Below are 21678 nucleotides of genomic sequence, written 5' to 3' on the forward strand. Positions count from 1 at the left end.
AAATAACAGCTTTGCCTTGACCTGATTCCAGCTGCTGCAAATTATCGCAAGGTTGAAGCAGATTAGCCGGGACTTTTGGCGATAAGGGAATTGAGTTGCTGCAGCCCAGAATCATCAATGCAATGGTTGAGATAAATAGGACGCTCAATGATCTTTTGCACTTCACGTGTAACTGTTTCGACCTGTCTATGCTGTGCTGATTTTTCTGTTTCATAATCTGCGCTCACCTGGTTAATTTGGTTTTGTTTTTCAGCCAAAGCTTTTAAATGTTGCTGTTCAATTTTTTGAATTTTCGCTTGGCATTTGGATTCGGCATCTTTCAGCTTCCCGGACAAATGATTGGTATATGCAATTTGTCCAAGCCATAAAAGAGAAAGGACCGCAATTGCGATCCATGTTTTAAATTTCCATAGTATTAAAAGTATTGGCATTTATTGCGCCCCTATGCATTTTGAATGGCGCTCAGCCTGTCTCACCCAAACGCCATAACAATTGTTAGATCGCACTGAACAATCACGCTTAGCAACATATTTCCATTTCAATAATGAATCACATGCCTGTTTGTATTGCCCTGCTTTGAGATTGCGAAGCATAGAGGATTGCTTCCAGTTGGCCTGACCGAAGTTGTATGAAAAATCCAAATAGGTGTCATATTCAACTTGAGACAATTTCACACCCTGCAGTGATTTACGAAAAGCAACCTCATCTTTTGATACGTGTGCTTTTGCCCATTCAAGTGCAGTTTTTCGCGTGATTGGCGGATCTGTGATTTTGATCTTGGTGCCATCTGGTTTGGTTGTTGAGCCGATACCTTGCGTCACAACACCGCCAATATCTTTATATGGCACCGACACATTATCTTCGTACTTTTCTAGGCCCGTAAAAAAAGCAGCCGAAGCTGCTAATAATACGACTGCATATTTAGTTTTGGACATTGCATTGCTCCAGTGCTTTTCGCATTTGAACTTCGTGCAGCTCTTGTTCACGCTGATCTTTACGCTTTTGAAATTGACGATTAGATAAGTAGTTTAGAAAGCTAATCAGCAGACCGGCCAAACCTATCCCCACACCGACTAGAAACCCCCAATCCCACGTTGCAAACCATGAAATAATTGTGATTCCCGTACCTGCAGTAGTTGCTACTGGCCCCGAAGCATCTGCTATTTGTGTCGCATTTGACATTGCGCCCCCTTAAATTTTGGCAATAAAAAAGCACCCGAAGGCGCTATCCGTTGATATTAAAGCTGAGGTGTTATTGATTGGCCACCACCAACAGCAAGTCCTTTTATGATTTGAAAATTACGAATTGTTCCGTTCAAATCTCGACCTGACCCATACCCCTCTCCCACTGCTGAGCCCAAATATGACATAACTTCATACTTAGTATAATTTGATGTTTGCGTGAAAGATGTGCCTATTTGAGAGCCATTAACATATGCCCGCCAAATCATATTTTTACGCTCAAAAGATATTTCCACTTCTTGACCGAGTGGAATTGCATAAGAGAAAGTTGGGCTTTGTGCTGACCACATCACAATTAAAATCGAGTTTGTTGTGATGCGAATGCTATAGTTTAGGTCTGCTGTTGTGTATTTATATGTTGAAAAAACAGTTGCAATACCTGAGCTATTAAACGCATTCAGCTTTACTTTAAAGCGAATTGTGACATCCTCGCTATTTACGAAATGATAGTCACCTGATTCTGGTATTGTTAAGTAGTCACCACTACCATCAAGGCGCAACACCCCACCTGAAACGACGGAATTTCCATATTTTTTCCAAACTTTCCCTGTTTTATCTGTAAAATCAATATCAAAGTCAGAATTGATCTTAAATAGATTTTGATTAAAAGCATAAATTTTTAGCGCATCGCTAATTTTCTCGACTCCATTTTTTGCTGAGCTAACCCGCGTGTAATAAGTTTTCCCAATTTCAATCGCAGGATCAATATAGGTCCTAGTATCCCCGGCTAAAACAGCTTTTGGCGCTGGCAAGTTTTCAGGATCAATCAGTATTTCTGAGCGGTAATAACGCTGCTCATCAACAAAACCATCCAATTTCCAATTCAATTCTAAGCGATTAGTCATTTTTAAACTCAACTGTTAGGTCATAAGGAGCTGAGAAGAATTGTGATAATTCAACAATGTATTCAAATGGTTGTAAGCATTCATAACTATCTCGCACCGTTTTAAGTGTAACTTTCACGAAACGAGTATCGGCCTGCATACTTGAAATCGGCATTGTGTAACTCGTTGCACCTGTCACATTTGCATTTGATGTTGCCGACTCAATTAAATTTTCATCAAGCTGAGATAGGATTAAATGCGTTTGCGTATTTGGCTCAATAGAGATTGCTGCATCAAACCACGACAGCGGTACACCACCTGTTTGCTGCAAGCGATTGCGATCAGTCCATGTCAAAATAAAATCTGTTTCAATATCTTGTGGATAATACTGACCATTAATTTTCACATTTGCAGGTGGATATGGGCGAATCGCACGACTCGATAAAGTCAGGCTATGTGCAGTAGTTTCATTGAGTTCAAGCACATCAGATCCTGTCAGAGTAAGGGCTTTAAGCGACAAAACCTCACCACTTAAATACTCTAAACCATCAATACCTGAATAGTTATCCCATCCAAATACTTTTGAACTTGCAGCATGCTTTTGAGGCACAGTATCGAAACATCCACGCTTCACAGTAATCGCATTTGTTGCTGCATCAAAGCTAACAAAAGCTATGATTTCATCATTCACTTGGATTCGATGATTTACTTCAAGTAGTTCAAACTCAGCAACATTCTCAAGCTCAAAACTCGAATCCAAATACCCGATGTCATTTTTCAAAGAAGCACTAGGGCAAAAATCTAAGGTTGTTCTCTCATCATAGCCTGCGCCTGAATCCACATATAAACTTGCATTTATATGTTGGTTATTTGGACGTATTGCTGCCATTCCGACATATCCAAGTTCAGGATAATTGGAAAGTTTTGCATCGACTTCATCTTGACCGTATTGCTCAACAAGTTCGATGTATGGCACTTCAAATGCAATAGATGTCGCATTTTTTGCAGTACTATCGCCACTGGTGATCGGCGGCACATATTCAATGACACTTTGCATCGGACTACTAAAAGAGTCCTCAATTGCCTCAACATAAACCGTGTTATTGATGCCATCCCCGCGCTTAATTGTACGAATACGCATTACAGATTCAGATAGTCCATAACTTTCATCAGAAAGTTTAAATGGCATACCCTCATGCCAGGCTTCCGAAAAACTTTCATCTACATCAAATGATACTGATGCTAACGTGCTTGAAAGTGTTTTTAAGTCACGCAATGCAACACGGCTTGCCAGATAACTATTTGTGAAGCCTTTGTAGTCAATCGACTGTGAAATCACACCTCCTTGTTGAGCAATCCGCGCAATATCTTGAACTGTCACAGTTGAATCTTTTGCACGTTCACGATCCCAATAGGTCACAGTGACTGAATTAACACATTCCGCTAAAGTTCGACGCTCAAAATCAAGATTGCGAATATTACTTTCATCAAGTGAAAGTAAATCTGCAACATCATAGTCATCACGAATTAAATAAAGCTTCCATTTGTTTGTCACTCGATCTAGATACAGCTGCGCATTAATGTGCTCTTTAATGTTGTCAACAAATTCATTGATTGAAGTTGAATCTGTCCATTTAATAGATATGCCCATTTGTTCGTCATAGAGAATATCAGCTGCTTTCTTGAAAGATGCATCATCAATATTGGATTCTGCAACGCCTATGCCCCATACTCTGTTGGTTAAACATTCACGAATAATATGTGAAGGATTGATGTCAGATTCAGTCGCACTATTAGTTTCTGCTTCATAACTTAAATTTAAGTAAATTCCAGACGGTGAACCAGCAGGCACTGAATCTACAGCTGCTGCAAAAAGAATATTTCGACCTGCCCGAAACTTGTCTGTGCTAATAGTTGCTGTGCTGTTGTAGTAATCATCAATTGAAAGTGCTATTTGCTCACCATTCCAAAATAATACACCGCCATCATCATGTCTCATTCTTACAATTAAATTACCAACAGCTAATGGATTCGTAATATTAAAATATTCACGTATCATGATTGCTCGCCCTATCGAAGGACTTACAAATGTATTTGCCTGTGGTAACCCCGATCCTGAAACATAGCCAAATGGGCCCTGTGCTATGCTCCATTCAGTGTCATTAAAGTCAATGGCAGAATATGGCGCAAGCTGAGACAGCATTGTAAACCCATCTTTCACGACATATTTATACTGAGAATCAATTTTTCCTGAAAAAATATTGGGATTAATTTCCGCTTTTTCGTCATACCATTGAACCTGCCCATCGTGTCGAGTATGAATACGTTTTACACGCCACTTAGAATCAGGCAAGTTTGGTGCCGTGCCGATATAAACATTGTCAAAAACAACAGAACACACCCCTCGATAAGCAGAAATCAATCCACCAAAGGCATTCGAAATTTTCGCGCAAATACGCTGTAAAGTACTGCTTTTTTGCTGATCTGCACGTCCAAATAACAGCTCAATATTGCCCTGAACACCGCCTGATTGTTCATCACCGCCAAATAAGCTTGGCTTATTGATATAAATCGTTTTATTTGCATTTTCTTCATTCAAGTATGCATCTTTGTCATTGAATGAAATCTTAGTGATGGCATCAATTGGACCATGACACAAAACAAAATGAGCACTGGCAAAATATTTATAACCAATTGTCTGCTTTTTCTTTTTAGCCATCTTCTTTAGCCCTCATAATCACTTGCTGCGCCATCGCATCATGGCCAAACAATTTCTCAAAACGCGCTATTGGCATTCCGTTATCGAAAAAATCTTGTATCTCAGCATTGGTTAAGCCGTGATTCAAAAAAAAGCGTCTTGCTTTGATCGTACACATGCTGCAAGCACGTATATGATGAACAAAAATAAAGCCCGTTTTGTGCGGGCTATTTTGTGATTCCATGACTCACCTATTTTTTGATTGCCTGTGGCGTACCGGCTAAAAATGCTGTGACGTTTGGTGCAACATCACAAGTGCCAAAAATCACAGGGATTGATCCACCTTCATCGGCTGCTGTCGCAACTAGGTCGCCAGCTTGCATGGATGCGGCCTTGGTCTTGTATAGCGAGCTTAGCAACGATGTGAATAAAGATGTAACCAGTGTTATGACGTTAAGATACTTCCACATTACACAATCCTCGTGGTCGTTGGATTGTCTTCTGGCATGTATGAAAAGCCGAGAAAATTGTCCGTGTTATTAAATCGATGACATGCATTTAAAGACTTCATACATCCCGGATAGACCATCACAAAAAATACTGATTGAGCTGCTAAATCAAATGAGACCTGAGCATCTGCAGTATTTTGAATTGCAGCATCAAGTGCTAACTGCTTTTGATCAACCAATGCCTGAGCATCCAATAAGTCCTGCTCATAAGTCGGACTTAGTGGATCTAAAGCATCACGATCTGAAATTGCTTGCGCTAATTCGCTTTGAGCAATAGATGCTGCATTTTGAGCATCAATTAAAGCTTGCTTGGTAGTGCTGTATGCAAGCAATTCTTCATCGGTGGTGACTTGATCTGCAAGTGTATCTAAGCGACGAATCAGAGTAACTGATTGCCCTGAGCTTGACTCAATCGCAACATTTACCCAATTATTGCTCTGCAACATACCAAGTCTGAAATAATTATCGCCTTCAGTTAGATCACGGAGTTCAACATTCAATTTATCGACAGATTTAATCGTTGTCTGAATACCCCAAAGCGACTTGTCTAACTTACAACCGTTGCCATACAAGTCATGACAACAAGTACGCTGATATTTATATCGAGCACCAGCACGACCCAAACTTGTATAGTCCGTTTCACATTTAAGCGTAATTTCTACACCATCAGGTTTTACAGCGGTCACACGGCCTTGCCACAAAGTTGAAATATTTCCAAATTGCAATTTACTCACTTTGACCAAGATATTTTCTTCAAGTGCTGAACGCAGGCAATCTTGAGCAAATTTGCTATTGAGAGCGAAGGTAATATCAATCGAGTTTTTTTCCAGATCACTACTTGAGTCAATAGATGAGCGTGTCAGCGTAATGGCTTCATAAATAATTTCACCATCTTGAACAGACTTGTCACTTGATGTGTAGTAAAACTTTGCATCGCCCCGCGTGAACTCATACAGCTCACGGCGAACAGCAGAGTTGGTGAGTGATTGAAAAAATTTAGCTATGCCCATTTCAAACTCCTATTTCTAAAATAGGTACAGATACCTCTGCAATACCGGCACCTTGATAGTTAATATCCACCGAGTCCGCATCAAGACGATGCAAACCTAGATATGAAATCAACTCTATTGAGGATGCGTTTTTATTTAATACTGGTGATATCGTGACCTGAACAGTACTTCCCGACACTATGGCTGATGCAGTGATCGTGTGAGCTGTCCAGGTATTATTGCTTTTGATCGCGATATGCTTGCGCTGATCTGCAAGCTGTTTGTATTGATCAGACTCAATCAACAGTACCGACGAAATAAACCCGGTGCTTTTACAGCGCATATTAGCTTCGTAGGTCGGCAACCAGAAGGGGCGGTATTTTCCACGGCGACGAAATAGAAATTGCCGGTATGCATATAACTCTTCCGGACCACGCAAGATGGTTCGATATTGCTTACTGTATCGCGCAAAATTCCAATCTGTGCTTTGGTAGATCACACCAACTTCGTTATTGATGATGCTTTGCTGTTGAGAGATTGTGGCTTCAAGACTGCTACCTTCAAGCATCAAGCAAAATTTATGTAGATCATTTGCAAGAAACTGCTCCGGCACACTTTCAGCAACTTCAGGTTCATCAATCACAATAAAAGTGATAGATGATTGTGTAATGCAGAGCCTTTTGCTTTAATGCCATCAGCATTAGCAAAATTTACTGCCGTTGTGCCAATAGTTTTAAACTGATTAACAACCAGTGACATCAACTCAACAAGGTTTTTAATACCGGTTGCAAGCCCGACAATTGCAATCCCAACGCCTTGTGCAGCAATCCCGATACCTTGAATCACGCCAGTGAAGCGTCCACCTTCAGTCGATCCATCCATAAAGTATGAAAGTAGTGTGCTTAGAATTGGCATCACCTGCGAAGCCAGCTCATTTTTCAATGCGCCAAATTGCATTTGAAGTGATTCTGTTTGAGAGGTCAATTCAATAGATTTCTCAATAGCCTCTTGGCTTGTGAGGATTTAGTCGTTATGTAAAGTTTAGAACTTATTAACAGACCTCGCGAAAGCGGGGTTTTTTATTGCCTAAAAATTAGGAGTCTCTCATGACTGAAACATCACGCCTTGAAATTATCATTGATACAACCAAGGCAAAAAAAGGCACGGATGATGTCACCAAGTCATTAAAGGATGTGGAGACTCAAGGTGATAAAACTGAAAGATCGGTAAAAGATACAGCGAAAGTAATTTCTGATGCGGGGGACACATCAAAAACATCAGCGAAAAAAGTCGATGATTTATCTAAAAGTATTTCGACAGCAGGAAATGAAGCAAAGACCACATCGGGGAAGATGAGTGAGCTAAGAAACACAATGGCTCAAGCTGCAAACGATGGGAAGTTTGGCTCACATGTGCAAGGGCTATCTACAAAACTATCTGGTTTAAGTGGTGGTGCATTACTTGTTGGTGCGTCACTTGCAGGTGCTTTTGTTGGTGGTGTTGCTGTGGCAAGTGGCTACCTTGCAAACATGGCTATGGAGGTTGCTAGAAGCAATGTTGAGCTTGCACAATTTTCAGCGATTGCAAATACATCTATTGCCAACTTTCAGGGATTGGCGGGTGCCGCTCAAACTTTTGGTGTGTCGCAAGAAAAGACAGCCGACATGCTGAAAGACTTTAACGAGAAGATTGGTGAATTTAACGCGATTGGTGCAGGCGGTGCTGTAGATTTCTTTGAGCAGATCGCAGTCAAAACTGAGAATGGCGCAGAAGGTGCCAAAAAGCTCGCTGAAGAAATGAATAAAATGGACGGCATTGATGCACTGCAAACCTATGTTGATAAGCTAGAAGAAGCAGGCGTAAACCAAAAAGAAATGTCATTCTATCTTGAATCTATGGGTTCTGATTTAACTGCGATTGCACCTTTATTAGTAGATGGTGGCAAACTATGGAAGGACTACCAGCAGGCAATGGAAGATGCTGGAACCTGATTCCCACATTCTTTACATTGTTTTAAAGACATATCCACCCCCTTAATTATTAGAGACAAGATACTAATTTATCGAGCAAAAAGAAACCTCCCGAAGGAGGCTTTTTTAATTAATCCATTTTGGCAACTGCCTATATTTCTTCAAATATTTCTCATCATGCCGATCTGAAATATCCCAATAAAAAAATAAGACAAGGGTTAATGGAACAACAAATCGCCCCCAAACTAACCAGCTTGCATTTTCAGCAATGAAATTTTGAAGTGGATAGTTCCCGAAATAATTAAAACCATGCGCAAATTTCAAAATAGGCATATAGAAAAATGCAGCCAGAATCACCAGCACTAAATAAAATAATGATCGGTATTTAAGCTTTGGGAACTCTCTAAAAGCACAATCTATCTTATTTAATCTAAACTCCAACCATTCAGGCATATCAACCTCATAATTTATTTGTATATTCAACTTATATAATAAATTATTGTTTTTACATAACTAAATTATTATTGAATACTTTATAGTTTTGTCACGAAAGCCGCATCAACCTGTCTAAGCCCTGTCTGGGATTCTGTATGAGGTTTTACATAAATAATACCTTCACTCTGCAACTCTAAAAGGAACTTATAAACCCCTTGAAACTCTTCAGTAGTATAGTGTGCACCAAATGGCTTTTTCTGCCCTGATTCCATGTTTTCGATTTCTTCTTCGATTTTGCTGTAGTCCATCATTTTTAAAACTTTCTCATTTCAAAGTACAAGCTTCATTTATATCTTAATTAGGTTATTTATCAAGCATTAAAAAACCTCCCGGAGGAGGTCTGTTTTTATCTTGCTTCACGCTCGTTGTGCTTCCAAGATCTATTATGACTATATGAAAAACTTATACTATCAGAGGCATGAACTCTCTCTTGATGATTAAGTTTCTCAATCATCTCTTTAAGTTCACCACCACCATGAACATGCTCTTTATACAAAGCACGCAAGAAACGGTCTGCAGGTTTACTCATATCGCCACGGTCAGTTTCCCAGTTGCGAACACTTGATTCGTTAACACCAATCAGACCAGCTAGATTTTTTTGCGAAAGATTTAATTCTTTTCGTAAAAAACGAATTTCTTCACCACTTAGCTCAGGTTTTTCATTGATTAAATACAAACCGATAGTATTGTGAAGATTATTTACTGATGAAATTGATACTAATTCACCATACAGCTCATCTTCTTCAATTTTATAACCATCTTGTAGCCAAACATTACTCAAACCACACTCTTCATAGTGATACATAATTGAACCTATTCTTTAAATGTAGTAACTACGATTGAAAAATCCCCATCTTCCTCGCCTTTTATCACTACAGTTGCTGTAATGTATTCGCCTGCAGTACGAACTGTTACATTTAACTTGCAATCACCGCGAGTATCTGGATATGGACCTTCTGTTATATCCCCATGTTCAAAACAGCAAATAATCTGCTTGAGTGAGATACATCGTTCTTTCATCCTTTCCCTGACATGTTTCGAGAGTTTGATTTTACTAGTGTCTTCAGCAAATTCTCTAAGCTTATGCCTAGCTTCAATCTCAGTTAAACACATAAACTAACACTTTAAATAGGGATGGATGACTAATACTTGACCGCTAATAATTAGCGGTACATGTATTATTGAGTAATTGTGCTTGCTTTGCAAGCGCTGTGCTACATATTTATATGTAATACCAATAACTTTATAGTCAAGCTGATTTATAAAAACCACCCTAAGATGGTTTCTTCACCTGACTATTCAACCGCTTATGCGCCTTATCCAGATGCTTGTTATCCAAGGCAAATACACACTCAACCAAAATATGTAATTCACAAGGCACTTCATACAGCTCAATATATGCACCAATCTCGGTGGCACCCAAAGCCAATGGCACACCTTGCTCATACTTTCTAGCGCGAGCAATGGTGTTATAAGCACTCAGTATTGCATAGGCTGTATAGTCATATTTTGGCTGATCTGGAATCTCTAAGCCGAGCGCTTGCCTTTGCTTTTTTTGGTGGTCGCTGAGTCCTGCGTATCTTTCGCTGTACTCGTGGAGTTCGATGACTTTCCCAGTACTGCGGCTTTCTTCTGACTGGCACGAACCTGAATAATACTGGCTTGATTCGTTACCCATAAAGCCAATTTCATGCCATAGCTTTCATCGTCAGCAGTTTTGCCGTAGGCCATCAAATCAGCGGCATTCTTTTCCGAGTATTCGAGTTTAATAGGTGTGTCACGCCAGCCAAGAACTAAATATTTACCAATCAAGCTACTGTATTCAATATTGGATTGATGCACAAAATCATCCGTGATTGGGATGCCGCTACTTCGGATCATTTGTTCTTTTTGCTGATAATCGCTTTGCATATATTGAAAGCTAGGACGGTCAATACCTGCAATTAAATATTCACCACCATCAGGATGAGGAACCCATTCTGAAGGATGTTTTTCTGCGGCAAGAGAATCTTTTGAAATTACGATTTCCATTTTTATATCCCAAAAAGAACCGCCCGAAGGCGGCTATTGTTATGCGTTTAATGTGCGAGTGATGACTGGTGATGTTTTGATATGAGCAAATGACACATCGAGCATGATGTCATCATCACCACCACCGTCGGGATGAGATGATTCAGACACTTCTAACTGGGGGAAGCTGAAATCATATTTATTGCCTGCCGGATCTTCAATTGCAAATTCAAGCGGCATGGTTGCACGTGATTTCACATATGGGATATATGTCGCTGACTGGCTTGTAAACATGAATTGAGTAGCCAGAGTGATATCAACCATCTTGTCGTTATAGCCTTGAGCTGACAGCTTGCCAGATCCAATACAGCGATAAGGTGACAGGTTGTTTGTGATTGTTAGCTCAACCGATTGTACGCATGCTGTGCCAACGGTGTTTTGACCATTCACCATCATTGTGTTGACGTTTAATGCTGATACTAAAACTGCATCGTCTGCAGGTAATGGGTCGACCACAGGGTTTGAGACTGCTTTTTCGAAGTCCGTACCCACCAAACCAAATGTCGCTGTAATTTTGCCAGTGGTCGCGATGCTTAAGCCAAGCTCACCCACACGAATGCCTTTGTAGACGTGAGCCTGATTAATATCACCAAACACTTTTACAAAAGTGAATGTTTTAGTGGTGTCGCCACCAAATTGAAGTGTAGATTTTTCAGCATCAACTCCATCAACCACCCATGCATTCATCGCTAGTGTTGCCATAATTACCTCTTTGTAAAACTACGTAAAACAAAATAGGCAAAAAAAAGAGCCCTTAGGCTCAATTAATCACACACGTTCCACAACACGCAGCAATATTAGTTTCTGAAACAAATGGCGCATTCTTCGCAATTTCTAAAAGTCGTTTTACAAACTCATCCGCACCCCATCGTTTTGTTTCACCAAAGAACACTTCCACATCATGGCCAGCCAAATAATGCTTAGGTAGACCGGTATGATCGCTGTAAATGATTTCGCCCTCTGCATCACGTTCAACACCGATGTGATAAAGCTCATGTTCAATCAAACGACAAAACTCACGATCAGATGTTTGTTCGCAAAATGCCGCATCTACAGTGATTAAGTACTGAGGAATAAAGCCGAACCAATCTCGCATCTGTTGTTCTTGCCGTGCTTTTTTCCATCCGCCCTGGTTAAACATGACCTTTTCACATTGACCAAGCACCATACGTTTTTTAGCTACGGCAGCAGAAGATGCCCAAGCGAATGCAAGAAACTCTTCATTGTCATGCAGTAACTCAGCAATATGATCATGATCAGGGTTATGCAATTCACCGCCAATCGTTAGCCAGTTCTTAATTACCCATTCTTTTAGATCTACGGCGGGCGCTAAGCGTATTGCTTCTTCTTCCTCAGCCTGATCAATCAGATCCGTCGGCGGGAATGGTCTGAATTGTTGTTCCATAAGATGCCTTTAAATTTCTAAGCCAGGTAGTTGCACGACCCATATCAATATCAGCACATTCAAAACGATGATATCGATAACCCATTTCTTCAGCATGATCGTAGCGATTATGCTCCAAGCTTTATTTTTAAGTTTCCCTTTTCGCCCACCCGACCAAGGACCACCAGCAATTTCAATCAGCATTCGATACTCAATCAAATGAAAATCAAAGCGCCAATGTTTAGTACTTTTGAAATGAAAATATTCTTCGTACTTGATTTCCATGCGATCAAGGATCTCTTTAAATCGCTCGAATGCTTCTAAGTATTTTTCACCAGCTTTAGGCAGTGGCTTATTGCGAGGCTTATTTTTAATGGGGCCTTTGTCAGTTAAGTCTTTATAGAGTTTTAGATCCATGACACCACCCATTAAAAAACCTCCCGGAGGAGGCTTTATTTCATTCTATTATTTCAATGATCAAGATTGTCCTGTCACCAATAATAAAACTCATATTAGGCACTACTGAGTTTCTAGGCAGTTTTTTATAAGGACGAGTAGTTGAACGTAAAAAATTTCCTTCTGGATCATGGTAGAAGAAATTCAGAAACCCATCGCTAACATCCTCTTCAGCTATAAACTCTATTATTTCACCTGTATCTTGATCTTTAGCTATAATTCTCATTCTAGTGCCTTATGGTAATTTAGCCCTATAATTTATCATCAAAACTTAATTCAACCCATCTTCATAACACTACTTCAAATCATCTAGCATCACGCATGCAAAACCGTACGCAAATTAGCAATACGTTCTTTTAAGCGAATCATAATATTGTCCATAGCGACCAGCTCACTATGTCTTAAGCCAGTTCGACTCAAGTTCTGATATTTACTCAGTTCATCACAACAGAACTGCAAATCTTTTTTAGCTTGTACTGTATCTGTCATGGTCACCACCAATAAGAAAAGAAAAACCCCACCAATAATGCATATTGAGCGGGGTTTTATGTGCCGTAATACGTCCGGCAAGTTTGGATAATATATTAATAAAAAAAACCTGCTCAACTCTCCCAAGTTAAACAGGCCCATGTCATGCCTAAAAATCTATTTACTTGTTTTTATGTGCAAACATCCTAGCAGATGATTTGTGCATCTGAATGTAATTATTTGTTTAATATATCTAATATTTGGCTTAATAAATAATCACTTAACTTCTTTTAGGCAATCCCGACATTCTTTGATTTCTTCATCATTAACTGTGTATTCAACCTCAGTTGCACCATGAAGACCAAATAAACACATTAAGAATCGGAACATACTTTTCTCCTGACAAAAAAAAGCCCACTCAGGGAAAGATCGAGGTGGGCCTATAAACTAAGGACCTTGGAAGGTCATTCAGAAACTACAGCAGTTTCTGTTTGCTATTTTGTACACTAATCCAGTAGTTTCCAGTGGCATAATATACCAAAAATTAAAACAATATTAATTAAATCAAATTATTAAAAAAACTTAATTAATGATTTATTAAATATTAAAAAAGCTCACCATTTTAGCGACTTCAACAATATGCTACCCCTCATTTGTGAAGGTACCATCAGCAGGGTAAATTTCTTTTTATAATTAAATTCCCGTGAATTCTAGGGAATTAGAATCTGGGCGCCCCGATATTGCTTACACAAAAAACATTTCTCGGGGCATTAAAAATGCTCACATTTCTGTAAGCATTTGTGGTAATTCTCGTCTTTCCGAGTGTCAATCGATTCGCTCAGTTAGATGATCTATAACCTCATTTAACCTAATGGAAAAATTACTAGGTATTTGCTATTCAATCAATCAATTTATTTCGTAATTTTTTGATAAATATCACGTTTAATTCACAACTGATCTGATTCTGGTGTGATTCAACCTAATTAAAATCTGGCGCGCTTTGACAGGTAACTTTCAGGCAATTAAAAAGCCCACTTACTCCTTCAAATAAGTGGGCCGGTGCTGCAGTCATTTTCTTCGTTTTACATGCGTTTTATTGTATTCGCAAGATTAAAATATCACCAAAAATTTGACTACAAAGTATAGAAAATATAGAGAAACTGTTTTGACTCGTTTACTTTGAGTTATTTTTCTTTTCATACAATAAATTCTAAACATTAAAAAAGCCCACCTATTACTAAGTGAGCTTCTTTCTAACCATTTGCGCTGAATTAGAACTATTGTTTAAAAACAATAAACCTTTAATAACATGGTTACTGTTCAATAAGCAACAAAAAAGCCCGATCAAATGACCGAGCTTTCTTTGATATATCAATCTATTATTTTGAACACTTCACTTCAAACTGGTATTCGTCTTGGGTAACTTTAATTTTAATATTTTTATATTTTCGTTTGTTTGGATCCATTGCTGATCCTGCTACTTCCTCAAAAAAACTGCGATTATTCATTAGGTCGCCATATGCTTTATAACCTAACAAAATCTTTTCAGGTTTTTTGCCGTCAACTGCTAACTCACTAAGAGTATCATCTAATTTCTTGACAGTTAGAATTGCCATTTCTATTAAAGCTCAAAAGAAAAAAGTTATTATCCTTTATTTATATGAATAAACAATGTCAAAAAAGCCCACCTTTCGATGAGCTTCTTATCTAACACAGCAATTTACTTACACTGCGTCTACTGTAACACAAATATGCCATATTGCCTGCGCAGGGTCAAGCGGTATCGTCTTTTCTATTTTTTGGATCATATTGAATAAATCCATACTGGCTATGAAGTGCAGCCAGTCCACACTTAACATCCATTCTGGCATCATGTTGGGTTCGGTTGCTACTCACCATTTCGGGCCATTTCATATTTAAAAAATAGCGATAAATAATAGCATTCAGCCAATCGTCCAATATCTCGGATCGTCCCTGTATATCCAAAACCAAACGCTGTACAGCACGCGCCTCATTATCATCAATCTTGCATATAGTATTTACATGCTTTGACTTGCTTTCTTCTTGAAGCAGCATGTATTCAGAAAGAGCTTCCTCTCTTTGTGCCTGTGTCATTTTCTTAAAATTAGGGACTTTGATCATCGAACGAGCAGTTGCTGTGCGTCCATCACTCCAAGCATAGAATTGGTATAACCACCCCTCTACCTGCTCACACGTCCAACTATCACGTGGTGACAATCCATTTACGCCATGTAACATGCTTGATATTTTTCGAATAGCTCTTTCAAAACGATCTTTACGAACCACTTCACCAGATGCATCAAATTCCAAATCTTCAAGCTTTGCGTCTTGAAATTGAGGGAGGCGAATATCGCGCTCTGTAACTTGCTTTTTCATCTCTCGCTCACCTTTGTATTTGGGCTAATGTGATTGCGGATGTCAGAGCATGTATCTGTACGTTCATGGTCAGCAATTGCGGTGCGAAGGTCATCTAAAATATAAGCAACTTGACAGCTCATATTTGGAAAAAAAATTGGATTTGAGTGATACTCATTGCTTTGATTCACCCAGTATTTCGCTGTTTCAATTGAGCACCCAAAATAGAGCTGTTACTTATAAAAAGTCAGATGTGCTTGCGTACCAAAGTCAGCAAACAGTCATGAATACAGCTCAACTTGCTTCCTAGTCGAAGCAGTTGAGTTTACCCTGATATACGGCTTCAATATCATTCATTGCAAGCCGTAATTTTTTTATAGATACTTGAACATAACCACCAGTCACATCGTTTCTGGCACCTGATTTATGATTAAGTAAGCGCTTAATTGTGTATGGTCCATAATCCAAGTTATTGCAGATCGTTGCAAAAGTTCTTCGCAAATCATGAAGTGAAATTTGAATACCGGTTTGCTCACCTATCGTTCTTAGTAAGCCTTGAGCGCCAGATACATGTTTAGCTGATGAGGCTAAAGCAGAACCTGGAAATACATAATCATTTGCTCTTAATTCATACCGCTGTTTGATGATTTCAAACAAGTGGTCGCCCATTGGCAATAAATGATCATCACCGTTTTTAGGGTCTCTAAAGATAAATAAGCCCTTCTCTATATCTACATTTTCCCACTTTAATGTTTGTGCTTCACTGCGACGACAGCCTGTATACATAATAAACAGCACAAGGTCGCGTGTGGCATTTTTTGAAGCATCTTCATAAAGAGAGCGTTCAGTAAAATAATTTAGTACGGCATTGTAATAAGTGTGGATATTGCTTTCGTCTAGATGGCGTGTACGCGGCTTGGTTTTATTCCACCCTCGTTTTGCGGGGATTACATCAACAGGATTATGTTTAAGGATTGGATTTTCATCGGATGAACAATGGATCTGTGCAAATCGCCAGATCGAACCAAACATTTTCAAAGTTAGATTTGCTTGAGTTGGGCTGTATTCAGTTAATTGAATAAAGCGCTCAAACACATCTTTTTTTGTGATGTCAAAAATTGGCTTCTCTTTCCAGTCAGATAAAAAAGTATCGAGCGAGTGATTGTATGTAACCACTGAAAGGGGCTTAAGTTTGCGCTGACTAAGATAAAGTTTGAATGCTTGATCTAAAGTCATTATCCCATTAAGCGCATCTTTCTTTTTCTCATAAACGCCATTGGAGATATCAGACAAAACAGCCTGAGCTTTTTTTCTTGCTTCAACTGGTGTGATTTCATTTGTCTTACCAATCGTCACACGAAAAAGTTTACCTTCGTGACGACGCTCAACAATATACGATTTACTTTTGGTGGTGACACGTACAGCAAAACCGATCAAATCCGAATCGCGATGGATGGCTTGTCCTTTTTCTGCCAATGCAATAGCATCAACATTAGATTTGTTGAGTTTCATTTCAGGCTTTAATACAAATTCGACACTTGCATTTTAAGCCTGAAATTACTCAACAGTCTACACATAGTCTACACCACGATTTAAAGTGCAGATAAATACCATTAAAATTTTAAAAATAACAATAACTTAACAAATATTGTATTTTTGTATTGCTAGAACCGCCAGTTATAGAACACATCTATTGCTCGTTCTAAGGATTGGCTTGCTTCCAAATACAGTCTTTTGTTCATTTGATAACGCAAAGTCAATTTGTTCACCGGTGTAAACACACCTACACCGTAACGAATAAACAGATCTGGCGTAATATAACCGGTCACACTGACTTGGGTATCATCGCCTGTTCCTTGAGCATCCAGCGCCAAGCTACTTAAACCAAAAGTACGTCCAATCTGATTGGTCAAGGCACGCGTACCGCCCAAGCCCATACTGATCCCTGCAGCAGCAATGGTATTATTTACGTCAGACTTAAAGCCCTCAGTTTGACTAATACCACTGGTACCCTCATTAATACGACCAGTGAGTATTGCATTTAACGCCTCTTGTTCAGACAAACCAGCATCGTTATAGACCTGAATATTCGGACTGGTTGCAGTTCCGGTAACCCGCACACCTACCGTACTGCCTTGCACGCTCTTATTGGCATCAATATCTAGAGTTGGGTTATATAAAGGGCCATTAAAACGCGCAATTGCACGGTTCAAATCCAGACTTTGTCCATAAGCTTCAATTTTCACCTTTTGACTAACACCAATTGCACCATTGGCACGCATAGCAGTTTCAAGCCCTCGTTGTGATAAATATAAACGCCCAAGCATTGGAATACGGCTATCAAAACCCTGGAAAATGACTTGATTACCTAAATCAACCATGACATCTGCACGAATATCCCATGGTCGAGCCGCTCGCAATATGGCGAGCTGATCTTGCCCTGCATGAACAATACGTACATCCGATGACACATTGATCACGGGTGCTGAAGCTTCAGGCATAGAAATTAAGGCACGCGGTACTTCAACCTTACCACTTAAGCTTAATTTCTTCTTGAACGGCAAGACATCCAAGGTTAAATCTGGTGTAACCACAGCGGTAATCAATGGTGCTTGGCGAATCAGTAAGTTTTCGCCTTTTAAATGCAGTTGAATACGCGGATCATTTTTCCAGTCCACATTACCCGTTAATGCACCTACGCCTCGACCACTATTAAATGCCCCGTTAATACTGGCATGATCTTGTCGAATAGATGAATAAACCTGAATATTAGTTAAGTTCACAGGCAATGAAATCATGCTGATTGCACCATCTTTCAGGCGCATTTCACCATTAAATAAAGGTTGAGTCAGCGTTCCTGCGATTTTTCCTGCAAAAGACAAGGTTCCTGCAAGTGACCGAACATCTTGAATAAAAGGCTTAAAGACTTTGAGTTGTACCTGGTCAAAGGCCACTTCACCATGCATTGGCTTGCTGTCTTTATAAGGATCAATAATGACATTGGCATAACCGGTACCAATGTCAGGGGTTTTTACATCTAAACGAACTTGCAAACCTTCTGCCACACTTTTCGCAATAAGGCCAATTTCGTTATAACTTAATGTAGAACCGACATCTTGCGGATCTTCAGCTGCCAAGCCAATCACACCATTACGTGTTACCAGTCTTGCATCAATTTTCGGTTTAGCACCTTGGACCCATGCCACTTTTGTGTAGCCATTGACTTTACCGGTAATCGCCAAACCTTCTGGCATAAATGCAGCGAAGTCATTTAAATCGACATTTTGGGTAATAAACGACACATTCCCTTTGGTTTTGCTGACACGAATCGGTTGATCGAAACACAATTGACTTTGCTGACTCGACCAGCAATGTGCACCGACAAATAATTCAGATTTTGCAGTACTGTAAATCACAGAGGCATTTTGACGTTGCACTAATCGAGCACGCAAAGAGTCAAAATCACCTTTCTGGATTTGTCCCAGCCAATCATTCTGGGCATTAAAGCCACCCGCCAATTGCACATAAAATTTGGAAATTCTGTTTTCTGCCTGAACTTTCAATATGTGAGCTTTACGAGTACCTGCCAGTGAAATTTCACCTTGCTGAATTTCACGTGAACCACTACGTAAACTTTCCATTTTCGCCGTCATCAGCGCTGGAGTGAGTTCTGAAGTTGGTAACTCACCTTGAACTCGTAGCTTTTTAACGCTGAATAAATTATTAAAACCAAAGTTGTCGACCGCCAGATTTGCAGTAGCTTGCAAGCGTGGCTGTGATTGCACATTTAAATAACCATAAGCACGACCGCGAAGTCCGCTATAAATTTCGTACAAGGCAGGTGCATTAACTTTTAATCTTAAGTTTTGCGCATTGCCTGTGGCTTGAATCTGGTTTTTTGCATAGGACAGATACAAATTATTGGCTTCAAATTGTTTAGGGAGGAAGCCTTTTTGATTTGAATCAATGACCATTGCCAGATTGCCTGTTCCGCGAACAGGTTTATTATTAATGATTCCGGCTAAATTTAATTTTTCGATATTAATGCGTTTTAAGGTATCTGACCAAACCCCTTCAGTTTTCACATTACCGGATAATTCACCACTTACAGATGAGACAAAATAATGCGGCTTAAATCGAACCAGGGAAGCATTTACATTCCAGCCAATGCCATTTTTAAGATTGACCAAACCACTGGCAAAAATTTTCCCTGCAATACCTGAATGCTGCAACTCCTCAATTTTAATCAGTTCCGGTGTACCTGAAACTTTAAACTTGAGCAAACCTTCACTGGCCTGAATATTACTTGCATTTAGTGCACCATCATAATTCACAGCAAAACTTTTAAACGCTCCACCTGATTTTTGATCGTTGAATAAAATGGCTGCGGTGCTCCGTCCAGTTAAGCGAACGGTTTCATTGTTGTTTTGCTGTGCCAGACGACCGGTCAAGTTAATGGCATCTAAATGAATAATCTGCTGATTTGGTTTTGCAAAACCATTGGCTTTGACTTGTCCATTCAATAAGTTAACAGGTGCAGCCTCGACCACTGTTTGCGGATTAAAATCTTTGGCATTAACACTGGCATTCCATTTTAATTGACGTTTTTCAGTCGGCAACTCGATTTTTGCAGTTCCGTTTAAGCTGCCCTTACCGGCCACAACACTAAAATTAGGTACATTTAAATTATTATTTTTAAGATTAAGCTGTGCTTTATATAGGCCTTCAGGCAACATGCCCTTATCATGTTTAGAGACAGCCGTTGCGACATGAATATCCTGTTTACCTTCTACCAATGCCAGTTGAACATCACCCGATTTACTGCTTAACCAGCCTACATAGGGTACGGCGCGGTCAATATTTTTCCAGGCAACATCCAGTAGCATCGGATTTGTTTTTTTACCTTTTTGCTCATCTTGATCGAGTTTAAGGTTCCATGTTTCATAACGGTCAAAATCCACCAATCCAGTCAAATGCAGACCTTTTTCGAGGCTACCTTTAGAAGCAATTTTTCCATCCAGACTGGGCGGCAGAAAATCTTTTACCATTTGTGGAATCAGTTTGTCTTTAGGATTAATTTTGTCCAGGCGACCCGTCATATCCCAAGTGACATGGTCTTTCCAGCTCACTACACCTGCGACATTCACGGCGCCACTCATCAGCTTACCATTTAAATTGCTAATATCCAGCTGATGGACCAAATCGGTATGCATGCTACCGTTATATTGCCCTTGTGGAATATTTTTGCCAGTTAAATCCGTCGCAACATCGATATTTAAGCGTTTGATATCCCCATTGAATTTAGCCACACCATTTTTAGTAAACAGTTTTTGCTCAGTGATTAATGGCCAGTGATATTTCTTGAACTGCAACTCACCAAACATCGGCACATGTTTACGCACTGGATGTAGCACCACCCAACCGGTTAACAAATCAGGCGTATTGGTTGCCACACCTGCTTGAATGGTATCTAGAGAACCTTTAGCCACCACTTTAATATCATGGATATTCAGGCTTTTATTCAATGATGGTATATTTAAATTACCAACAGCATTTAAAGGATATTTTCCTTCGAATTTCATATCTCCAGTTGCATTTTTGACTGAAAGATACCCCATATTCATGCGAGAATCTTCAAACTTAAGTTCTGTACCCGACCAAAGTGCATTATTTAAGTGAATATCATTGAATTTGACGCTAGCAGATGAAGTCTTAATCAATAGATGGTCAACATCAGCAGTATCTAAGAGCAAAACAAAAGGTAAACGGATTTCATTGAATTTAAACGGTTTATCACTCGGTGGATTTTTGGTGATAATTTGCAGATTACGTACATCGGCACGATTCAAATGAATTTCTTTTTTTAAGATTGCGCGCCAACCCAAAGTCACATCGGCACGATCAATTTTAACGTCCACAGGTTTTAAGGTGACCAGGATATTTTTTAGAATAATGCCATGTAAAAGATTACCGCTTTCATATTCATAATGAATAATTTTTTGACTTTGTAAAACACGGTCCAGTAAGAATTTACTGCCTTTATCAGTAGTAAACATCACAGCGAAGGAAGCAATAAGCAGAACCAACACCATGAGCAGTGTAAATAATACACTCCTCAAAATACGACGTTTTTTCGGTTGAGGGGTTTCCGTCTCTGGTTGCTGTTCTACTTCAGCCATAATGCTCTCTAAAACCTA

General features: G+C 39.4%; 24 protein-coding genes and 2 pseudogenes. 1 reads left to right on the forward strand and 25 read right to left on the reverse strand.

Going from position 1 to position 21678, the window contains the following annotated elements:
- Positions 1 to 62 precede the first annotated feature (62 nt).
- From HLH16_RS09845 to HLH16_RS09890, 10 genes are read right to left on the reverse strand one after another with little or no spacing between them, the layout of a single operon-like run.
- A complete protein-coding gene (locus HLH16_RS09845; protein ID WP_171529175.1) occupies positions 63 to 431 on the reverse strand; it encodes a hypothetical protein in 369 nt (122 codons plus the stop codon).
- Positions 432 to 935: a lysozyme gene (locus tag HLH16_RS09850; protein WP_171529176.1), complete on the reverse strand. Its 504-nt coding sequence runs from the start codon at positions 933 to 935 to the stop codon at positions 432 to 434.
- Positions 922 to 1182, reverse strand: coding sequence for a phage holin family protein (locus HLH16_RS09855; RefSeq protein WP_171529177.1), 261 nt, complete (start codon positions 1180 to 1182; stop codon positions 922 to 924). Before HLH16_RS09855 ends, HLH16_RS09850 begins: the two co-directional genes overlap by 14 nt.
- Positions 1183 to 1238: 56 nt before the next feature.
- Positions 1239 to 2087: a LamG-like jellyroll fold domain-containing protein gene (locus tag HLH16_RS15650; protein ID WP_214646670.1), complete on the reverse strand. Its 849-nt coding sequence runs from the start codon at positions 2085 to 2087 to the stop codon at positions 1239 to 1241.
- Positions 2080 to 4785, reverse strand: coding sequence for a phage tail protein (locus tag HLH16_RS09865; RefSeq protein ID WP_171529178.1), 2706 nt, complete (start codon positions 4783 to 4785; stop codon positions 2080 to 2082). Before HLH16_RS09865 ends, HLH16_RS15650 begins: the two co-directional genes overlap by 8 nt.
- On the reverse strand, positions 4778 to 5008 hold the full coding sequence (locus tag HLH16_RS09870) for a hypothetical protein (protein WP_171529179.1): 231 nt from the start codon (positions 5006 to 5008) through the stop codon (positions 4778 to 4780). Before HLH16_RS09870 ends, HLH16_RS09865 begins: the two co-directional genes overlap by 8 nt.
- A 7-nt stretch (positions 5009 to 5015) precedes the next feature.
- Positions 5016 to 5234 (reverse strand): hypothetical protein, encoded by a 219-nt coding sequence (locus HLH16_RS09875; protein WP_171529180.1) that lies wholly within the window; start codon positions 5232 to 5234, stop codon positions 5016 to 5018.
- A complete protein-coding gene (locus tag HLH16_RS09880) occupies positions 5234 to 6283 on the reverse strand; it encodes a baseplate hub domain-containing protein (protein ID WP_171529181.1) in 1050 nt (349 codons plus the stop codon). Before HLH16_RS09880 ends, HLH16_RS09875 begins: the two co-directional genes overlap by 1 nt.
- Position 6284: 1 nt before the next feature.
- Positions 6285 to 6875 carry a hypothetical protein gene (locus HLH16_RS09885; protein WP_214646671.1) on the reverse strand — a complete coding sequence of 197 codons (591 nt, stop codon included), beginning with the start codon at positions 6873 to 6875 and terminating at the stop codon, positions 6285 to 6287.
- A 26-nt stretch (positions 6876 to 6901) separates the two neighbouring features.
- Entirely contained in the window at positions 6902 to 7246 is a 345-nt protein-coding gene (locus tag HLH16_RS09890) for a hypothetical protein (protein ID WP_171529182.1), read from the reverse strand.
- Between the two features lie 122 nt (positions 7247 to 7368).
- Between HLH16_RS09890 and HLH16_RS09895 the strand changes: the two are divergent.
- Positions 7369 to 8247: pseudogene (locus tag HLH16_RS09895) on the forward strand (phage tail tape measure protein); the annotation flags it as partial.
- Between the two features lie 111 nt (positions 8248 to 8358).
- Here the strand turns inward: HLH16_RS09895 and HLH16_RS09900 are convergent.
- The 15 genes and pseudogenes from HLH16_RS09900 to HLH16_RS09970 all read right to left on the reverse strand — a co-directional run bounded on the left by HLH16_RS09900 (position 8359) and on the right by HLH16_RS09970 (position 21660).
- Positions 8359 to 8685, reverse strand: coding sequence for a hypothetical protein (locus HLH16_RS09900; protein WP_171529183.1), 327 nt, complete (start codon positions 8683 to 8685; stop codon positions 8359 to 8361).
- Between the two features lie 80 nt (positions 8686 to 8765).
- Positions 8766 to 8978: a hypothetical protein gene (locus HLH16_RS09905; protein ID WP_171529184.1), complete on the reverse strand. Its 213-nt coding sequence runs from the start codon at positions 8976 to 8978 to the stop codon at positions 8766 to 8768.
- 95 nt (positions 8979 to 9073) lie between these two features.
- Positions 9074 to 9532, reverse strand: a complete 459-nt coding sequence (locus tag HLH16_RS09910) for a helix-turn-helix domain-containing protein (RefSeq protein WP_171529185.1) — start codon at positions 9530 to 9532, stop codon at positions 9074 to 9076.
- A gap of 8 nt (positions 9533 to 9540) precedes the next feature.
- Positions 9541 to 9840, reverse strand: coding sequence for a DUF4258 domain-containing protein (locus tag HLH16_RS09915; protein WP_171529186.1), 300 nt, complete (start codon positions 9838 to 9840; stop codon positions 9541 to 9543).
- Positions 9841 to 10000: 160 nt separating this feature from the next.
- Complete coding sequence (locus HLH16_RS09920) at positions 10001 to 10162, reverse strand: hypothetical protein (protein ID WP_250850266.1); 162 nt, start codon at positions 10160 to 10162, stop codon at positions 10001 to 10003.
- A gap of 92 nt (positions 10163 to 10254) precedes the next feature.
- Complete coding sequence (locus HLH16_RS09925; protein ID WP_171529187.1) at positions 10255 to 10758, reverse strand: hypothetical protein; 504 nt, start codon at positions 10756 to 10758, stop codon at positions 10255 to 10257.
- A 39-nt stretch (positions 10759 to 10797) separates the two neighbouring features.
- On the reverse strand, positions 10798 to 11499 hold the full coding sequence (locus tag HLH16_RS09930) for a phage tail tube protein (protein ID WP_214646673.1): 702 nt from the start codon (positions 11497 to 11499) through the stop codon (positions 10798 to 10800).
- A gap of 58 nt (positions 11500 to 11557) precedes the next feature.
- Positions 11558 to 12202: a putative metallopeptidase gene (locus tag HLH16_RS09935; RefSeq protein WP_171529188.1), complete on the reverse strand. Its 645-nt coding sequence runs from the start codon at positions 12200 to 12202 to the stop codon at positions 11558 to 11560.
- Positions 12159 to 12598, reverse strand: a pseudogene (locus HLH16_RS09940) (hypothetical protein). The gene HLH16_RS09935 and the pseudogene HLH16_RS09940 overlap by 44 nt, the downstream one beginning before the upstream one ends.
- Positions 12599 to 12638: 40 nt before the next feature.
- Positions 12639 to 12863 carry a hypothetical protein gene (locus tag HLH16_RS09945; RefSeq protein ID WP_171529189.1) on the reverse strand — a complete coding sequence of 75 codons (225 nt, stop codon included), beginning with the start codon at positions 12861 to 12863 and terminating at the stop codon, positions 12639 to 12641.
- 89 nt (positions 12864 to 12952) lie between these two features.
- Entirely contained in the window at positions 12953 to 13126 is a 174-nt protein-coding gene (locus tag HLH16_RS09950) for a hypothetical protein (protein ID WP_171529190.1), read from the reverse strand.
- A 1358-nt stretch (positions 13127 to 14484) separates the two neighbouring features.
- Positions 14485 to 14721 carry a hypothetical protein gene (locus HLH16_RS09955; RefSeq protein ID WP_171529191.1) on the reverse strand — a complete coding sequence of 79 codons (237 nt, stop codon included), beginning with the start codon at positions 14719 to 14721 and terminating at the stop codon, positions 14485 to 14487.
- Positions 14722 to 14878: 157 nt separating this feature from the next.
- Positions 14879 to 15502, reverse strand: coding sequence for a hypothetical protein (locus HLH16_RS09960; RefSeq protein WP_350643871.1), 624 nt, complete (start codon positions 15500 to 15502; stop codon positions 14879 to 14881).
- Between the two features lie 285 nt (positions 15503 to 15787).
- Positions 15788 to 16993 carry a tyrosine-type recombinase/integrase gene (locus HLH16_RS09965; RefSeq protein ID WP_171529192.1) on the reverse strand — a complete coding sequence of 402 codons (1206 nt, stop codon included), beginning with the start codon at positions 16991 to 16993 and terminating at the stop codon, positions 15788 to 15790.
- Between the two features lie 152 nt (positions 16994 to 17145).
- The gene (locus HLH16_RS09970) at positions 17146 to 21660 is read right to left on the reverse strand and encodes a translocation/assembly module TamB domain-containing protein (protein ID WP_171529193.1); all 4515 of its coding nucleotides are present in this window, start codon (positions 21658 to 21660) and stop codon (positions 17146 to 17148) included.
- Between the last annotated feature and the right edge of the window lie 18 nt (positions 21661 to 21678).

The organism is Acinetobacter sp. ANC 5378, assembly GCF_013004315.1.
Taxonomy (GTDB): Bacteria; Pseudomonadota; Gammaproteobacteria; order Pseudomonadales; family Moraxellaceae; genus Acinetobacter.

Excerpts from the sequence above, each read along its gene's own strand:
- HLH16_RS09845 (WP_171529175.1), bottom strand. The coding sequence starts at position 431 with ATGCCAATACTTTTAATACTATGGAAATTTAAAACATGGATCGCAATT.
- HLH16_RS09850 (WP_171529176.1), bottom strand. The coding sequence starts at position 935 with ATGTCCAAAACTAAATATGCAGTCGTATTATTAGCAGCTTCGGCTGCT.
- HLH16_RS09855 (WP_171529177.1), bottom strand. The coding sequence starts at position 1,182 with ATGTCAAATGCGACACAAATAGCAGATGCTTCGGGGCCAGTAGCAACT.
- HLH16_RS15650 (WP_214646670.1), bottom strand. The coding sequence starts at position 2,087 with ATGACTAATCGCTTAGAATTGAATTGGAAATTGGATGGTTTTGTTGAT.
- HLH16_RS09865 (WP_171529178.1), bottom strand. The coding sequence starts at position 4,785 with ATGGCTAAAAAGAAAAAGCAGACAATTGGTTATAAATATTTTGCCAGT.
- HLH16_RS09870 (WP_171529179.1), bottom strand. The coding sequence starts at position 5,008 with ATGGAATCACAAAATAGCCCGCACAAAACGGGCTTTATTTTTGTTCAT.
- HLH16_RS09875 (WP_171529180.1), bottom strand. The coding sequence starts at position 5,234 with ATGTGGAAGTATCTTAACGTCATAACACTGGTTACATCTTTATTCACA.
- HLH16_RS09880 (WP_171529181.1), bottom strand. The coding sequence starts at position 6,283 with ATGGGCATAGCTAAATTTTTTCAATCACTCACCAACTCTGCTGTTCGC.
- HLH16_RS09900 (WP_171529183.1), bottom strand. The coding sequence starts at position 8,685 with ATGCCTGAATGGTTGGAGTTTAGATTAAATAAGATAGATTGTGCTTTT.
- HLH16_RS09905 (WP_171529184.1), bottom strand. The coding sequence starts at position 8,978 with ATGATGGACTACAGCAAAATCGAAGAAGAAATCGAAAACATGGAATCA.
- HLH16_RS09910 (WP_171529185.1), bottom strand. The coding sequence starts at position 9,532 with ATGTATCACTATGAAGAGTGTGGTTTGAGTAATGTTTGGCTACAAGAT.
- HLH16_RS09915 (WP_171529186.1), bottom strand. The coding sequence starts at position 9,840 with ATGTGTTTAACTGAGATTGAAGCTAGGCATAAGCTTAGAGAATTTGCT.
- HLH16_RS09925 (WP_171529187.1), bottom strand. The coding sequence starts at position 10,758 with ATGGAAATCGTAATTTCAAAAGATTCTCTTGCCGCAGAAAAACATCCT.
- HLH16_RS09930 (WP_214646673.1), bottom strand. The coding sequence starts at position 11,499 with ATGGCAACACTAGCGATGAATGCATGGGTGGTTGATGGAGTTGATGCT.
- HLH16_RS09935 (WP_171529188.1), bottom strand. The coding sequence starts at position 12,202 with ATGGAACAACAATTCAGACCATTCCCGCCGACGGATCTGATTGATCAG.
- HLH16_RS09945 (WP_171529189.1), bottom strand. The coding sequence starts at position 12,863 with ATGAGAATTATAGCTAAAGATCAAGATACAGGTGAAATAATAGAGTTT.
- HLH16_RS09950 (WP_171529190.1), bottom strand. The coding sequence starts at position 13,126 with ATGACAGATACAGTACAAGCTAAAAAAGATTTGCAGTTCTGTTGTGAT.
- HLH16_RS09955 (WP_171529191.1), bottom strand. The coding sequence starts at position 14,721 with ATGGCAATTCTAACTGTCAAGAAATTAGATGATACTCTTAGTGAGTTA.
- HLH16_RS09960 (WP_350643871.1), bottom strand. The coding sequence starts at position 15,502 with ATGAAAAAGCAAGTTACAGAGCGCGATATTCGCCTCCCTCAATTTCAA.
- HLH16_RS09965 (WP_171529192.1), bottom strand. The coding sequence starts at position 16,993 with ATGAAACTCAACAAATCTAATGTTGATGCTATTGCATTGGCAGAAAAA.
- HLH16_RS09970 (WP_171529193.1), bottom strand. The coding sequence starts at position 21,660 with ATGGCTGAAGTAGAACAGCAACCAGAGACGGAAACCCCTCAACCGAAA.